Source organism: Micromonospora sp. NPDC048839 (genome assembly GCF_040649915.1).
Lineage (GTDB): Bacteria > Actinomycetota > Actinomycetes > Mycobacteriales > Micromonosporaceae > Micromonospora.
The window spans coordinates 117,559-132,478 of record NZ_JBEZGL010000005.1 but is presented as its reverse complement, the minus strand read 5'-3'; the positions used below and the strand labels follow the sequence as shown (position 1 = coordinate 132,478).

At 72.2% G+C, this 14,920-nt stretch carries 12 protein-coding genes; 3 read left to right on the top strand and 9 right to left on the bottom strand.

All coding sequences use genetic code 11. The annotated features are described in order from the left end of the window. Positions 1–64 precede the first annotated feature (64 nt). The 6 genes from AB0C25_RS11835 to AB0C25_RS11810 form a co-directional block, all read right to left on the bottom strand. On the bottom strand, positions 65–1,132 hold the full coding sequence (locus tag AB0C25_RS11835; RefSeq protein WP_357372227.1) for an ABC transporter ATP-binding protein: 1,068 nt from the start codon (positions 1,130–1,132) through the stop codon (positions 65–67). Beyond that, positions 1,129–1,944, bottom strand: a complete 816-nt coding sequence (locus tag AB0C25_RS11830) for an ABC transporter permease (RefSeq protein ID WP_357372225.1) — start codon at positions 1,942–1,944, stop codon at positions 1,129–1,131. Before AB0C25_RS11830 ends, AB0C25_RS11835 begins: the two co-directional genes overlap by 4 nt. After that, entirely contained in the window at positions 1,941–2,714 is a 774-nt protein-coding gene (gene modA / locus AB0C25_RS11825) for a molybdate ABC transporter substrate-binding protein (RefSeq protein WP_357372223.1), read from the bottom strand. The genes AB0C25_RS11830 and modA overlap by 4 nt, the downstream gene beginning before the upstream one ends. Next, positions 2,711–3,133 (bottom strand): TOBE domain-containing protein, encoded by a 423-nt coding sequence (locus AB0C25_RS11820; protein WP_357372221.1) that lies wholly within the window; start codon positions 3,131–3,133, stop codon positions 2,711–2,713. Before AB0C25_RS11820 ends, modA begins: the two co-directional genes overlap by 4 nt. A 482-nt stretch (positions 3,134–3,615) precedes the next feature. Beyond that, positions 3,616–4,107: an SsrA-binding protein SmpB gene (gene smpB / locus AB0C25_RS11815; protein ID WP_357372219.1), complete on the bottom strand. Its 492-nt coding sequence runs from the start codon at positions 4,105–4,107 to the stop codon at positions 3,616–3,618. A 25-nt stretch (positions 4,108–4,132) separates the two neighbouring features. After that, positions 4,133–6,367: a hypothetical protein gene (locus AB0C25_RS11810; protein ID WP_357372217.1), complete on the bottom strand. Its 2,235-nt coding sequence runs from the start codon at positions 6,365–6,367 to the stop codon at positions 4,133–4,135. A 151-nt stretch (positions 6,368–6,518) separates the two neighbouring features. On the opposite strand from AB0C25_RS11810, the gene AB0C25_RS11805 reads away from it, so the two are divergent. The 3 genes from AB0C25_RS11805 to AB0C25_RS11795 all read left to right on the top strand — a co-directional run bounded on the left by AB0C25_RS11805 (position 6,519) and on the right by AB0C25_RS11795 (position 11,694). Further along, positions 6,519–8,177: an FAD-dependent oxidoreductase gene (locus AB0C25_RS11805; protein ID WP_357372215.1), complete on the top strand. Its 1,659-nt coding sequence runs from the start codon at positions 6,519–6,521 to the stop codon at positions 8,175–8,177. Positions 8,178–8,212: 35 nt separating this feature from the next. Beyond that, positions 8,213–9,670: an ATP-binding protein gene (locus AB0C25_RS11800; RefSeq protein ID WP_357372213.1), complete on the top strand. Its 1,458-nt coding sequence runs from the start codon at positions 8,213–8,215 to the stop codon at positions 9,668–9,670. Between the two features lie 77 nt (positions 9,671–9,747). Then, a complete protein-coding gene (locus tag AB0C25_RS11795; protein ID WP_357372729.1) occupies positions 9,748–11,694 on the top strand; it encodes an ABC transporter ATP-binding protein in 1,947 nt (648 codons plus the stop codon). A gap of 39 nt (positions 11,695–11,733) precedes the next feature. Here the strand turns inward: AB0C25_RS11795 and AB0C25_RS11790 are convergent, their stop codons facing one another. The 3 genes from AB0C25_RS11790 to AB0C25_RS11780 form a co-directional block, all read right to left on the bottom strand. Next, the gene (locus tag AB0C25_RS11790) at positions 11,734–13,305 is read right to left on the bottom strand and encodes a nucleotidyl transferase AbiEii/AbiGii toxin family protein (protein WP_357372211.1); all 1,572 of its coding nucleotides are present in this window, start codon (positions 13,303–13,305) and stop codon (positions 11,734–11,736) included. 22 nt (positions 13,306–13,327) lie between these two features. Continuing rightward, complete coding sequence (locus AB0C25_RS11785) at positions 13,328–14,158, bottom strand: SAM-dependent methyltransferase (RefSeq protein ID WP_357372209.1); 831 nt, start codon at positions 14,156–14,158, stop codon at positions 13,328–13,330. Positions 14,159–14,349: 191 nt separating this feature from the next. Further along, positions 14,350–14,859, bottom strand: a complete 510-nt coding sequence (locus AB0C25_RS11780; protein WP_357372207.1) for an NUDIX domain-containing protein — start codon at positions 14,857–14,859, stop codon at positions 14,350–14,352. Positions 14,860–14,920 lie beyond the last annotated feature (61 nt).

Sequence of the window (14,920 nt, the reverse complement as noted above, 5' to 3'; positions counted from 1 at the left end):
GGGAACCACCACCACCACCACCGCCGCGGCCGGCTCGTCCTGCGTGTCTGTGGCGACCCGACGTTCAGCCGGTGGCCGGGTAGGCGTGCGTCTCGGCTGCCTTGACCGCCACCCAGACCCGCTGACCGGGAATCAGTCGCAGCTGCGCGGCCGCGGCAGGCGTGACGTCCGCGGCCACCCCGATCGGTCCGTCCAGCTGCACCCGTAGGTTGTCGCCGTGCCGCTGGACGCCGGTCACCGTCCCCGCCCAGGTGTTGCGCGGGCTGCCCTCCGGCCGGGACGGGTGCAGGGCCACCGCCGCCGGGCGGAACGCCACGAAGGCCTCGCCGTCCAACCGGTCGGCGACGGTGAGGGTCAGGGCCGGCGCGACGCGTACCACGTGTCCTTCGGCCCTGCCCCGGTAGAGGTTGAGCCCGACCAGCCGGGCCACGTAGTCGGTGCGCGGGCGGGCGGTGACGCTCGGTCCGTCACCCTCCTGGACCACCCGACCACCCTCGACGATGATCAGCCGGTCGGCGAGCGCGAGGGCGTCCAGTGGGTCGTGGGTGACCAGCACCGTGGCGCCTGGGTGCGCGGACAGGTGCCGGTGCAGCTCCGCGCGGGTGTCCAGCCGGGTACGGGCGTCCAGCGCGGCGAGCGGCTCGTCCAGCAGTAGCAGCGACGGCGCGACGGCCAGCGCGCGAGCCAGCGCCACCCGCTGCGCCTGGCCACCGGAGAGTTGTCGGGGACGGCGGTGCGCCTGCGCGTCAAGCCCCACCCGAGCGAGCCAGTCCCGGGCGGTGGCACGCGCGCCCCGCCGGTCCACGCCGTGCCGGCGCGGCCCGAACGCCACATTGTCCAGGGCACTGAGGTGCGGAAACAGCAGGTAGTCCTGGAAGACCACGCCGATCGGCCGGCGCTCGGTGGGCACCCAGCCGCGCGTCTCCGGGCGGTCCAGGTCGACGCCGTCGAGCGTGACGTGCCCGGCGGTGAGGGGATGCAGCCCGGCCAGCGCGCGCAGCGCGGTGGTCTTGCCGGCGCCGTTCGGCCCGAGCAGCGCGACCACCTCACCGGGCGCCACGCGCAGCGGGGCGTCCAGCCGGAATGCGCTCCGCTCGACGACGAGCCGGGCGTCCAGCAGCGGAGGCTTCATGCGCTGGTCATCCAGCGGTCCCGCAACGCCACCAGAATGCCCACCGACACGACGAGCAGCACCAGGCTGAGCACGATCGCGGACTCCAGGTCGGTCTCCAACGCCAGGTAGACGGCGAGCGGCATGGTCTGTGTCCGACCGGGATAGTTGCCAGCGAAGGTGATGGTGGCACCGAACTCGCCCAACGCCCGCGCCCAGCAGAGCACCGCCCCGGCGGCCAGCCCGGGTGCCACCAGCGGCAACGTGACGTGGGTGAAGGTGGTCCACCGGCCGGCGCCCAGCGTGGCGGCGGCCTCCTCGTAGCGGTGGTCGGCGGCGCGCAGAGCCCCCTCCACCGCGATGACCAGGAACGGCATGGCGACGAACGACTCGGCCAACACGACGCCCGCGGTGGTGAAGGGCAGGGTGATGCCGAACGTGGCGTCCAACCAACCGCCGAGCAACCCCCGCCGGCCGAAGACCAGCAACAGCGCCACCCCGCCGACCACCGGCGGCAACACCAGTGGCACGGTGACCAGCGCGCGGACCAGTCGCCGGCCGGGAAACTCGACCCGGGCCAGCATCCACGCGAGCGGCACCCCGAGCAGCAGGCAGAGCACGGTGGCCAGGGTCGCGGTCTGCACCGACAGCCGCAGCGCGGTCAGTGCCCCCGGCGTGGTGAGCCGCTGCGGCAGGGTCGTCCAGGGCGCCCGGATCACCAGACCGACGAGCGGCAGGACGAGGAAGAGCAGCCCCAACCCGGCGGGGATCAGCAGCGCGATCGGCACCCGCCCCCGCCGTCGGGGCGCGGCGTGCTCGAGGACCCGGCTCATGGCGCCTGGAAACCGGCCTCGGCGAGGACCGCCTGCGCCGGCGCCGAGCGGACGTACGCGACGAAGGCCTTCGCGCCGGCCGGATTCGGGGCGTCCTTCAGCGCGACGATCGGGTAGTCGTTGACCGCTCGCGCCGACTCGGGAAACTCCACCCCGGTCACGTCGGCGCTCGCCGCTCGTGCGTCCGTGCGGTAGACCAGGGCCGCGTCGACCTCACCGAGCTTCACCTTGGCGAGCGCGCCCCTGACGTCCTGCTCCAGGGTCACCGGGGTCAGCGCGACGCCGGCCGCGTCCAGGGCGGTGCGGGCAGCCGCCCCGCAGGGCACCTGGCTGGCGCAGAGTGCCACCTTCACGCCGGACCTGCTCAAATCGGCCAACCCGGTCACCCGTGCCGGGTTGCCGCGGGGCACCGCGATCACCAACTGGTTGCGGGCGAAGACGCTCGGTGCGCCGTCGGCGTTGCCCGCCGCGGTGACCGTGGCCATGTTCGCCGGGGCGGCGGAGGCGAACACGTCCGCCGGTGCACCCTGGTTGATCTGGTTGGCCAGCGCGGAACTGCCGGCCACGTTGAGAGTCACGGTGCTGCCCGGGTTGGCGGCCTCGAAGTCCTTGCCGATGCGGCGGAACGACTCGGTCAGCGAAGCGGCCGCGAACACCGTCACCCGGCCGTCCGCGGCACCGCCGGAGGCCCGTTCGCCGCCCGCGCCGCAACCGGCAACGGCCACCGCCACGAGTACGACCACCACCGCGCGCAGCACCCGCGCGCTCATCCCGCCGACCTTCCCCTGCTCGGGGCGGGTGCGGCCCGCTCCACCACCACGGTGGTCGACTTGATCACCGCGACGGCCATCGACCCGACCCGCAGGTCCAGCTCGTCGACCGCCTCCCGGCTCATCAGCGACACGACGCGGAACGGGCCGGCCTGGATGTCGACCTGGGCCATCACCGTGTCCTTGCGGACGTCGACGACGATGCCGCGCAGCCGGTTGCGGGCCGAGGAGAACTCGGCGCCCGCGTCCGGGTCGCCGGCCTGCGCGCGGGCGAACGCGGCCAGGTCGACCCCGTCGATCACCCGGTGGCCGTGCTCGTCGCGCCCGGCCGTCAGCCGCCCGGCGTCCACCCAGCGGCGGATGGTGTCGGCGCTGACGCCGAGCAGGTCGGCGGCCTCCCCGATCCGGTACGTCGTCACCGGCTCACCCTAGCGCCCGCAGTTGCGAGCTGATAAGGCCCCATAGTCATCATCTGCGTAGGCGCACAGGTATCAACGTCAGCAGTTGCGATAGCAAGCCGACACGCACCGCCCTCGCACGTCTCGGCCCCTCGCACGTCTCGGCCCCTCGCACGTCTCGGCCCCTCGCACGTCTCGGCCCCTCGCACGTCTCGGCCCCTCGCACGTCTCGGCCCCTCTCGCCGCAAGATCGTGCTCGATCCAGGAAGTAGTGGCATCGGTGTGTTGGTGAGGCCACTACTTCCAGGATCGAGCGTGACCAACGGATGCGAGTCACCCGAAGTCGCTCCCGGGGCCTGGCAGACGACGTCCTCGGAGATACGTCAACGACCCGCGGGCGTGCCGCGTGAACGACCCGCGGGGCGTGCCGCGTGAACAGAACCGCGGGGCGTGCCGCGTGAACAGGACCGCGACCGCGTGAGAAGAACCGCGATCGAAGGAGATCAGGGCCGGCGGGGGTGGCCCTTGAGGTGTCGTCCCAGCTCGCGGGCGATCTCGCGGTTCGCGTCGCGCTCGGCGAGCGTCTGCCGCTTGTCGTACGAGCGCTTGCCCTTGGCCAGGGCAAGCTCGACCTTGGCATAGCCGTTCTCGAAATACATCGACAGCGGGACCAGGGTCACCCCGCCCTCGCGGACCTTGTCCAGGATCCGGTCGATCTCGGCCCGGTGCAGCAGCAGCTTGCGGTTGCGGCGCGGGGCGTGGTTGGTCCACGTGCCGTAGGTGTACTCGGCGATGTGCAGGCCGTACAGCACGATCTCACCGTCGCGCTCGTGCGCGAACGCGTCCACCAGCGAGGCCCGCCCCTCGCGCAGCGACTTCACCTCGGTCCCGACCAGCACGATGCCCGCCTCGTAGGTGCGCAGCACGGTGTACTCGTGCCGGGCCTTCTTGTTCGAGGCGATCAACCGGCGTTCGGGCTGCTTGGACGGGCTCACCCCGCGACGATATCCGGCCGCTGCCTCAGTCGGTCGTCCGGCGTTCGGGGAGCAGTCGCCCGGTCAGCTCCCGTACCGCCTCGGCGAACTCGTCCTGCGACTCGCACGGCCAGTGCCCGAGGATCGGTGGGGGAACGCTGTCGCTGGGCGCCGGCACCACATCCTGCGGGTCGACCAACCGGCGGTCCACCGTCGCCGCCGGCCCGGTCAGCGTCTCGGCCTTTCCGGGCCGGTGGGCGGCGAAGATCCAACCACCGATCGGGTCGGTGTCGCGCCACAGGTTGATCCAGCGCCAGCCGACCCGCTCGCCGATCTCCCGCAGCGCCGGCTCGTCGGCGTAGGCCGGGAACAGACGCGAATACAACCGACCCAGTGGCGATCCGTAGGTCAGCAGCGCGACCCGGTCGGTGATCCGGGTGGGCAGTTGCAGCACCGTCGCGGCGAGCAGCACCGAGCCGTGGCTGTGCCCGGCCAGCAGCACGCCCTGTCCCTGCTCCACCAGGTAGGTGATCCGCTTGGCCAACTCGGGCACGGCCCGCTCGGCGTAGCAGGGCGGCGCGAACGGGTGTGCCGCCCGGGGCCAGAACGTGCCCAGGTCCCAGAGCACACCCACGTAGCGACGGAACTGCGCCGTCCGGTACGCGAAGATGCCGCCCACCACCAGGCCGAGCAGGATCACGGCGATCGCGTAGCTGCCCGACCCGATCAGGAAGTTGACCATGCTCTCGGGCACTCCGACGTAGCGCTGCGCCAGTTCGCCCGGCAGAAGCTGGAGCAGGCCGAGCACGCTGGTGGACAGGCCGAGCGCCGCCAGCCCGGCGTACACCACGGAGAGCGGTTCCAGCCGCTCGGTGAACCGGGCGCGGGCGACGGCCCGCTCGACCCGGCGCAGCCGGTCCGCCGCCGCCGGGGGCGCGTGCGGGAAGTCGGCGGCCACGATCGCCTGGGCGGCCCGCCGCCGCCCGCGGCGGGTCAGCCTGGTCACCAGGGCGGCCACCAGCAGGGCGGTCACCACCGCCAGGAAAAACCCGAAGATCGCCCACTTGTACGCCAGGGGCGGGCTGGTCTCCAGCCCGTCCGCGGTCGTGCCCTCGCGATCGAGCAGGTCCGCCACCCGGTAGACCAGTTCGGCGGAGAACGCCACGGCGAGGCCGGCCGCGATCGTGACGAAGACCGGCGCTCCCAACGCGCGCAGCGGCGCCCCGCGCTGCCCGCCCCGCCGCCAGAGCACCAGCGCGGCGAGGATGGTCACCAGCATCATCTGGCTGACGAACAGCCAGGCCACGATCGCTCCGTAGCCGGGTAGTGCGCCGCCCTGCGGCCACGGGGCGGGACTGATGACGACGTGCACGATCACCAGCATCGTCACGCCGCAGGCGATCGTGCGCAGCCCGCGGAAGAGGGCGTCCACCCGGGGCGCCGGGTCGGTCCGGTCGATGCTCGGCACCACCGTGAGCAGGACCAGGCAGGCCAGCAGTACCGCCCCGGTGGCCGCCAGCAGGAGCACCATCACCCACGAGCGGTGTTGGCTGGCGCGGGCGGCCAGCAGGCTGCCGTCGAGGGTGGCGAATCCCGCCGCGACGTGGACCGAGCGCAGCCGACCCACGAGTGGCTCGCCGTCCCACTGGCCGACCGCGCTCAACCGGTGCTTCGAGGTCCGGGTCGACGGGGTCCGGAACGCGTCGAACGAGTGGCCCGGGCGGGCGCCGAGCCACCAGACCACACCGATGGCGGCGACCGGCACCAACGCCAGCACACCCAGGCGGAGCCCGGGCGGGCGTCCGCCGAGCCAGGACAGCCAGCTCCGCCCGGCCAGGCACGCCGGGGTGTCCATGCAGCGCCAGGCGACCAGGTCCAACGCCACCCCGACGATGGAGAGCACGTAGAGCATGGTGAGGGTGAGGGCGAGCACCCGGCACAGCGCCATGACGCCCAGCTTCGACGCGGTGTTCGCCGGGCGCATCCAGAGCGCCACGTTGCAGAGCATGAAGGGCAACAGGAACACCAGCGACAGCGTCCGCACGGCCGTGCCGGACGGCAGGTCACTCCACCGGTACGCCTCCAGCGTCACCCCGTCCGTCCCGGTCGAGTCCGGGTAGCCGGGGCGCGGTCGGTAGAACCCGCCGCTGCGGTCCCCGGCGACCTGGTGCACGTACGGCCGGCCCAGCACCTGATCCGCCCCCGCGCCGGAGACACCGTGCACCCGCAGTTCCACGATCCCGCCCGACGTGGTCGGTCCGGTCGGCGACACGTCCGCCATGGGCCCCCCGAGGTGTGCGCGGCAGCCGGGCGGGTCGTCGACGGACGACCACCCACGCGGCTCCCCGGCTTACCCATCCCGAACCCGGTCAACCATCCGCCGAGCCCGGGCCATGGTGCGGCCGACCGTCAACAGGTGATTTCATGGCGCTATGGCGAATCCGGTGATCCTGACCGTCGACGACGACCCCGTGGTGTCCCGCGCGGTGGCCCGGGACATCCGCCGCCGTTACGGCGACCGCTACCGGGTGCTGCGCGCCTCCTCCGGGCCGGAGGCGCTGGACGCGCTGCGGGAGGTCAAGCTGCGCGGCGAGCAGGTGGCGCTGCTCCTGGCCGACCACCGGATGCCGGAGATGACCGGCGTGGAGTTCCTGGAAGCGGCAATGGACATCTTCCCGGCCGCCCGCCGGGTGCTGCTCACCGCCTACGCGGACACCGACGCCGCGATCGAGGCGATCAACGTGGTGGACCTGGACCACTACCTGCTCAAGCCCTGGCATCCGCCGGAGGAGAAGCTGTACCCGGTGGTCGACGGGCTGCTGGAGGCGTGGTCGGTCACCCCGGACGCGGCGAGCGCCGAGATCCGGGTCGTCGGGCACCGCTGGTCGGCGCCGTCGTTCAAGGTCCGTGACTTCCTGGCCCGCAACCTGGTGCCGTACCGGTGGATGCTCTCCGACGATCCGGAGGGCGCCCGCCTGCTCGACGCGGCCGGGGCCACCGAGGCGGACGTGCCGCTGGTGGTGACGGCCGACGGTAAGGCGTTGATCGCCCCGAACGAGGCCGAGTTGGCCGCGTTGGCGGGGCTGACCGTGGTGCCCGCGTCGGACTTCTACGACCTGGTGGTGATCGGTGGCGGCCCGGCCGGCCTCGGTTCCGCCGTGTACGGCGCGTCGGAGGGGCTGCGCACCGTGCTCGTCGAGCGGCGGGCGACCGGCGGGCAGGCCGGGCAGAGCAGCCGGATCGAGAACTACCTGGGTTTCCCCGACGGCGTCTCGGGCGCGCAGTTGACCGATCGGGCCCGGCGGCAGGCGGTCAAGTTCGGCGCCGAGTTGCTCAGTGCCCGGGAGGTGGTCGGTCTGAGTGAGGCCGGCGGCGCCCGGCTGTTGCGCTTCGGCGACGGCTCCGAGATCGCGGCGCACACCGTGGTGCTGGCCACCGGTGTGTCGTACCGGGTGCTGGACGCCCCCGGGCTGGCTGACTTCACCGGTCGGGGGGTGTTCTACGGCGCGGCCGCCACCGAGGCGCCGAGCTGCGTCGAGCAGGAGGTCTACATCGTCGGCGGGGCCAACTCCGCGGGCCAGGCGGCGGTGCACTTCTCCCGGTACGCGTCGAGGGTGCACCTGCTGATCCGGGGCGCGGACCTGACCGCCTCGATGTCGCGTTACCTGATCGACCAGTTGGAGCGGATCGACCGGATCACCGTGCACCCGCACACGGCCGTGGTTGGCGGGGCCGGTGAGGACCACCTGCAACGGCTCACCCTCTGTGACACCCGTACCGGGGAGGCCCGCTCGGTCGACACCTCCTGGTTGTTCATCTTCATCGGCGCGGAGCCCCGTACGGACTGGTTGGACGGGGTGGTGGTCCGGGACGGGCGCGGCTTCATCGTCACCGGCCCGGACCTGCTGGCCGGGGGACGCCGGCCGGCCGGCTGGTCGCTGTCGCGCGACCCGTACCACCTGGAGACCAGTGTGCCGGGGGTGTTCGCGGCCGGGGACGTGCGGGCCGAGTCGGTCAAGCGGGTCGCCTCGGCCGTCGGCGAGGGCGCGATGGCCGTCTCCCTCGTGCACCGTTACCTGGAGGCCCAGTGAGCCGGTTCAGTGAGCCTCGCAACGAAGGAGACCCAGTGAGCATCGAGTCTGATCGGCTGACACCTGCGGAGTTGCGCACCCTGTTCCTGTTCGAGTCCCTCGACGAGGGGCAGCTCGACTGGCTGGCCGAACGCGGCCGGGTCGAGCAGCGCGCCGGCGGCACCCTCGTGTACGCCGAGGGCGAGGCGGCGACCTGCTTCTTCGTGCTGGTGCGTGGCGCGGTCGCGCTGAGCCGGCAGGTGCGCGGCGACGATGTCGAGGTCAGCCGCACCGACCAGCGCGGCGTGTACGGCGGGGCGGTCCAGGCGTACCTGGGTGACCAGGTCGACCAGGTCTACCGCAACAGCATGCGGGCGGTGGCCGACTCCGACCTCTTCGTGCTGCCGGCGGAGGACTTCGCGCACGCCCTGCGGTCGTGGTTCCCGATGCCCATGCATCTGTTGGAGGGGCTGTTCTTCGGCATGCGGGACTCGCAGACCATCGTCGGCGAACGGGAGCGGTTGTTGGCGCTCGGTTCGCTGTCGGCGGGGCTGACCCACGAGCTGAACAACCCGGCCGCGGCGGCGGTGCGCGCCACCTCGGTGCTGCGGGACCGGGTCGCCGGGATGCGGCACAAGCTCGCCATGATCGCCGACGGTCGGCTCGACGGCACCGCCCTGCACGGCCTTGTCGCGTTGCAGGAGGAGGCGGTGGCCCGGGTGGCCACCGCGCCGAAGCTGACCCCGATGGCCACCGCCGATGCCGAGGACATCCTCACCGACTGGCTGGAGGAGCACGGCGTCAGTGGTGCCTGGGACCTGGCGCCGATCCTGGTGGGTGGTGGTCTCGACGCGCCCTGGCTGGCGCGGGTGAAGGCGGCGGTCGGTGCCGCGGACCTGGAGGCGGCGGTGCGCTGGCTGACCTACACGGTCGACACCGAGTTGCTGATGCGGGAGATCGGCGACGCGGTCACCCGGATCTCCGGCCTGGTGGGCGCCGCCAAGCAGTACTCGCAGCTGGACCGCGCGGCGCATCGGGTGGTGGACGTGCACGACCTGCTCGACGCCACGCTCGTGATGTTCAAGGGGAAGATCCCCGCCGAGGTGAAGCTGGTCCGCGAGTACGACCGCAGCATCCCGCCGGTCCCGGCGTACGCGGCCGAGCTGAACCAGGTGTGGACCAACCTGATCGACAACGCGTTGGGCGCGATGGGGGAGAAGGGGGTGCTGACCGTCCACACCGGCCGCGTCGGTGACCAGTTGGCGGTCGAGGTCACCGACACCGGCCCGGGTATCCCGCCCGAGGTGCGTCCACGCATCTTCGAGCCGTTCTTCACCACCAAGCCGGTCGGCGCGGGCACCGGCCTGGGGCTGGACATCTCGTACCGGATCGTGGTGCACAAGCACCACGGCGACATCCGGGTGGAGACCGAGCCGGGACGGACCACCTTCCGGGTGCTGCTGCCGATCACGGAGGGCGCACCGGAGGTGCCCGGCGACGCGCCGGCTACCTAGAGACAGCAGGCGGTAGCGGGCAGTAGTCTCGGGCGGCGTTTCGTGATCCCGCCCCCGAGGAGGGTCCCGTGGAGTCGATGGCACGCCAGCGCACCACCGTGGAGAACGACCAGCCGGATGATCCACCGGACACGATGTTGCCGGAGCTGGAGGATCGTGAGTGGCTGCACCACGCACAGGAGTTCGCGCACACCAGCTTCTGGGCGGTGGCCCGCCGGCTGCCCCGGCTGGTCCGGGCAGCGGTCGGCCTGGCCTGGTCCACCAACCGCCGGGACACGGTCGCCTCCATCGGCCTGAACATCGCCGCCGGGGTGATGACCACATTCGGCCTGCTCGCGACGACAAGCGTGCTGCGCGAGCTGTTCGCCGTCGGTCCCACCCCGGACCGGGTCCGCTCGGCCCTGCCGGCGCTGATCGTGGCGGCGGCGGCGGTGTCGGCGCGCGGCGGCCTGACCATCGCGGCGGGTTGGGCACAGGCCCGGCTGATCCCGCAGATCAACTATCAGGTGGAGCTGCGGCTGTTCGAGGCCACCACGGCGGTGGACCTCGCCGCGTTCGACGACGCCGGCTTCGCCGAGGAGATGGACCGGGCGCGCGATCGGGGGATGGCGGAGGCCGCGTACATCGTCGACCACACCGTCAACCTGGTCACCGGCGTGGTGGGGATGCTCGCCACCGCCGTCGCGGTGACCGTCATCCAACCGCTGCTGCTGCCCTGCCTGCTGCTCGCCGCGGTGCCCCAGGCGGTCACCGCGGTGCGGATGGCCCGCCGGGAGTACCTGGCGATGCTGGCCCGGATCACCAGGCGACGCCGAATGTGGATGCTGGCCCACCTGATGGCCAACCGGCACACCGCCGCCGAGGTGCGCGCGTACCAGATGCGCGACTTCCTGCTCGCCGAGTATCGCGGGGTGATGGCGGTCGAGACCCGCGCCGAGCTGCGGCTGGTCCGCTCGCAGACCGGCACCCGGGTCATCGGTGCCACGGTGGCGGGGCTGGCCACCTTCGGCGTGTACGCGGTCCTCGGCGGCCTGCTGCTCAGTGGGATGGTGGCCCTCGCCGCCGCGGCCACCGCCCTGCTCGCGTTGCAGTCCGCGCGGACCAGCCTGGGCGTGGCCGTCGTCGCCACCAACTCGCTGTACGAGGATGCCCTCTACTACCAGGACTACCAGGACTTCCTGGCCCGCGCCCACGCCCGGGTGCCGATCGGGGGCAACCGGGTGACCGACGGTGTCGACGTGATCGAGGTGGACGACGTGAGCCTGCGCTACCCGGACACCGACACCCCGGCGGTGGACCGGGTCAGCCTGACCGTCCGCCGGGGCGAGGTGATCGCGCTTGTCGGCGAGAACGGCTCCGGCAAGACCACCCTGGCCAAACTGATCGCGGGCCTCTACCAGCCGACCGGCGGGGTGATCCGTTGGGACGGCGTCGACGCGGCGGAGTTGGACCCGCGCGCACTGGGCGCCGAGGTGGCCGTGATGACCCAGGAGTGGTGGAAGTTCCCGTTCACCGCCGGGCAGAACATCCGCGTCGGCCGGCACGACCGCCCACCGGACCGGTCCGGCCCGAGTGTGCAGGAGGCGGCCCGTGCGGCCGCCGCGCACGACATGATCGTCGGCCTGCCGCGCGGCTACGACACGCTGCTCGACCGGGAGTTCAAGGACGGCCACGAACTGTCCGGTGGGCAGTGGCAGCGGCTCGTCGCGGCTCGCGGCCTCTACCGCGACGCCGCCCTGCTGATCTGTGACGAACCCTCGGCAGCCCTGGACGCGCGTGCCGAACACGCCCTGTTCCAGCACCTGCGCCGCCGCCCCGACCGGGCGGTCGTGTTGATCACCCACCGGCTGGCAAACGTCCGGCACGCCGACCGGATCTTCGTGCTGGAACGGGGTCGACTCGTCCAGCACGGCAGTCACGACGAGCTGATGTCCGCCGGGGGCCTCTACCGCGAGCTGTTCGACCTACAGGCCAGCGGCTACCTGACCGGCACCGACGAACGCCGCCCCGCCGACACCCGCTGACCAGATTGGCTGAGCCCAGCCGAGGAGGCTGCCGCGGCCCTATGCCCAGGCGCGGTCGAGGGCCAGCGCCAACCGCTGTAGCCACTGCTCGACGGTGCCCTCGATACCTGGGTACTCGTCGGTGAAGTTGTCCCAGTCGACGCCCCAGGTCAGCACGGTCTCGGCGACGAAGCGGTCGGCTTCGAAGGCGAGGTCCGGTCGCATGAGCCGGCGGACCAGGTCCAGGTCGACGGTGGTGGTCTCGGCGAGGAGGACCGCGTCGTAGAGATCCTTGCCCTGCGGATACGAGTCGGTGGCCAGCCACAGCAGCTTCCACGCCAGCGCCAGCGCGGCGGGTGCGGCCAGCATCGGCTCCGCGACACCCGGCAGCAGGACCGTCTCCGGTGGGAGGGGAAGCTCTTCGCCGAAGACGATGTCGAGCTGTACGTGGCCGTCCGGAGCCCCGGGCGCGCTGAACGGGACGACGAGGCGGCGGCCGTCGGCCCGGTCGTACGTCCAGATGGCGGCCTCGCTGATCCGGTCCGGTCGCAGGCCGGCATCCGGGGTGGCCCGGACGGCGGCCTTGACGGCGTCGAGTAGCACACGGGCGTCGGCACTGTCGCTGGTGATCATGTGTGGGACGACGACGAAGTCGAGATCGCCCGGCTCGCGGGCGCCGTCTCCGACCTGGGCCGGCATGAGGACACTGCCGCGCAGCACGAGATGGCGGCTCTCGGGGATCGCCGCGATGACCGCCAGGACCTGTCGCATCGCGGCGCGCCGGGCGGCGGTCCATCGCTCACCGGTGGCGGCCACGAGGAAGTCGGGCTCACCAGCCCGGTACGCGTTCGAATACTGCCTGAGCGCCGGATCGAACGCCGCCCGCTGGCGGACGGGCACGTCGGCGGGCAGCGGTCGGTAGGTCGGCGGGAAGTCCGGCGAGCCCTCCGGCGCGGACCTCATGGCGTTCTCGCGCTCCACCTGCCACTCGTCCACCCGGCTCTCGGGCACGTCCAGCCAACTGCGGTCGTATGCCAGGTTGTTGTCGAAAACGACGTACTCCTGCTCGACGGCGACGGCCTCATAGCCGGCGGCGGCCAGGATCGCGACGAGGTCGTCCAGGCGCTGCTTGGCGGTGGTGAGCCCCACGCCGTGGCAGCGCTGGTTGACGAACCGCTCCTGCGCACCACCGGCGCGTTCCCGGCGGGCGTTGCGGGACAGTCGCGCCCCGTGCGGCTCGACCAGATCGGTGATCGCCAACACCTGCGCCACCACCGGGCCGGTCAGCAGCAGTTTGACGTGATGCTCGAAGTACCGACCTCTCGGCTCCGTCGCCGCCTGCTCGTCCGACTGCGGCACACCGACGCACCACGGTGCCGCCTCGATCTTCGTGCGGTTCACGTACATGCCGGTGGACCGCAGTTCGCGTTGCCAGCGCTGCGCCACGGCCTGCTGCTCGGCCAGCGTGCCTCGCCCGGTCAGGGTGAGCATCGGCTGGGAGGCGAACGTGCCCCGGTCGAGCACGATGTGCACGGACTTCAGCCGGTGCCGGGCCGCGAAGGCAGACAGCGCGTCCGCCTCGTGCTCTCGGACCGTGATGTGGATTTCGAAGTCCCCCGACACCTCATGCATCGGCGGAGTCTATGCCAGGGCGTCAGAGCACGCGGGCGACGCCGCAGTAGCCATCGACCGGGGCCGGGGGCCTGCTGTCGGTCCGCCAGTGCCCCAGCGGCACGACACCCGGCTCGACCAGGTCGAGGCCGTCGAAGAACGCCGTGAAGTCCGCGACCGCACGCAGGTGGTACGGCAGAGCACCGCTTTCGTTGTACTGCCGATGCGACTCGATGACCCGCTCGCTGGTAGCCGTACCGTCGGACATCGCCAGGAAGCTGCCCGGCGGTAGGGACGAGACCAGAGCGTCGACGATGGCCCGCGCCTCGGCCGGTTTCTCGACGTGACCCATGACGCCCAGCATCATCAGCGCGATCGGCTCACCGAAGTCCAATGTGTCGCGGGCGTCCTGGACGATCTTCTCCGGATCGCGCAGGTCGGCGTCGACGTACTGGGTGGCACCCTCCTGGCTGCTGGTCAGCAGCACCCGGGCGTGCGCGAGAACCATCGGGTCGTTGTCGACGTAGACGACGCGCGCCTGCGGCGTGATCCGTTGGGCGACCTGGTGGGTGTTGTCGGCCGTGGGCAGGCCGGTACCGACGTCGAGGAACTGGCGGATCCCCGCCTCTGCGGCGAGATAGGTCACGGCTCGTCCGAGGAACGCGCGCGAGTACCGGGCCGCCTCGACGATTTCCGGGAAGACCGCCCGTACCTGTTGGCCGACCTCGCGATCCGGGGCGAAGTTGTCCTTACCGCCGAGCCAGTAGTTCCACACCCGTGCCGAGTGCGGCACCGTCGTGTCCAGCTTGGCGGCCGAACCTCCCACCGACTGCTCAGCACCTCCCACCGACTGCTCAGCGTGGTCCTGCGACATGTCCGTCTCCCCTTACCAGCCATGCGATGTCGAGCCGTAGCCTAGCGGCGCGGCGGCGCTCGCATGGTACTGCGGATCGACGAAACCCTTGATGGCGGCAGGGCCACGGTCAGAGGTCGTCGGGCCACCAGAATGGATCGAGGCTCTTGCCGTGGCCGCCTGGGCAGGTGCCGTACCCGATGCTGGAGACGTCAGGGGGTGCCGGTCAGGAACTCGGCCAGGACCCGCGTGTGGGTGGAGAACGCCAACTCGGCAGGTTCGGAGAGCACCAGCCACTCGGTCGCCTCCTCCGTCGGCGTCGACGGTGGCAGATCCTCGGCCGCTCGCTCGGGCAGCACTCCGAAGATCATCATTGTGCCGCCGTGCGGGGCGCCGTGCACCGCGAGCAGTCGGGCGTCCCCGGCGGCCGCGACCAGGCCGGTCTCCTCCCGCAGCTCACGAACGAGCGCGTCGGACCACTCCTCGCCGTACTCGACGAAGCCGCCGGGTAGCGCGAGCAGCCCGCGGGCCGGCTCGATGTCCCGGCGGACCACCACGACACCCAGGCCGTCGGCCGTGCGGACCGGCAGCACCGCGACCGCCACGGGCAGCGGGTTGCGCCAGACGGTCTCGCCGCAGGCCGCGCAGACCCGCGGCCATCCGGCGGCCGGCGGGTAGGCGGCGCCGCAGTAGGAGCAGTGCGAGTACGGCGTGCCGGTCATCCGCAGCACGTTACCCCCGCCGCCGCCCACTCTGCCGCGCCGCCGCCCGCGCTCGGGCCGC

Coding starts and splice junctions, on each gene's coding strand:
- AB0C25_RS11835 (WP_357372227.1), bottom strand. CDS start 1,132: ATGAAGCCTCCGCTGCTGGACGCCCGGCTCGTCGTCGAGCGGAGCGCA.
- AB0C25_RS11830 (WP_357372225.1), bottom strand. CDS start 1,944: ATGAGCCGGGTCCTCGAGCACGCCGCGCCCCGACGGCGGGGGCGGGTG.
- modA (WP_357372223.1), bottom strand. CDS start 2,714: ATGAGCGCGCGGGTGCTGCGCGCGGTGGTGGTCGTACTCGTGGCGGTG.
- AB0C25_RS11810 (WP_357372217.1), bottom strand. CDS start 6,367: ATGGCGGACGTGTCGCCGACCGGACCGACCACGTCGGGCGGGATCGTG.
- AB0C25_RS11805 (WP_357372215.1), top strand. CDS start 6,519: ATGGCGAATCCGGTGATCCTGACCGTCGACGACGACCCCGTGGTGTCC.
- AB0C25_RS11795 (WP_357372729.1), top strand. CDS start 9,748: ATGGCACGCCAGCGCACCACCGTGGAGAACGACCAGCCGGATGATCCA.
- AB0C25_RS11790 (WP_357372211.1), bottom strand. CDS start 13,305: ATGCATGAGGTGTCGGGGGACTTCGAAATCCACATCACGGTCCGAGAG.
- AB0C25_RS11785 (WP_357372209.1), bottom strand. CDS start 14,158: ATGTCGCAGGACCACGCTGAGCAGTCGGTGGGAGGTGCTGAGCAGTCG.
- AB0C25_RS11780 (WP_357372207.1), bottom strand. CDS start 14,859: ATGACCGGCACGCCGTACTCGCACTGCTCCTACTGCGGCGCCGCCTAC.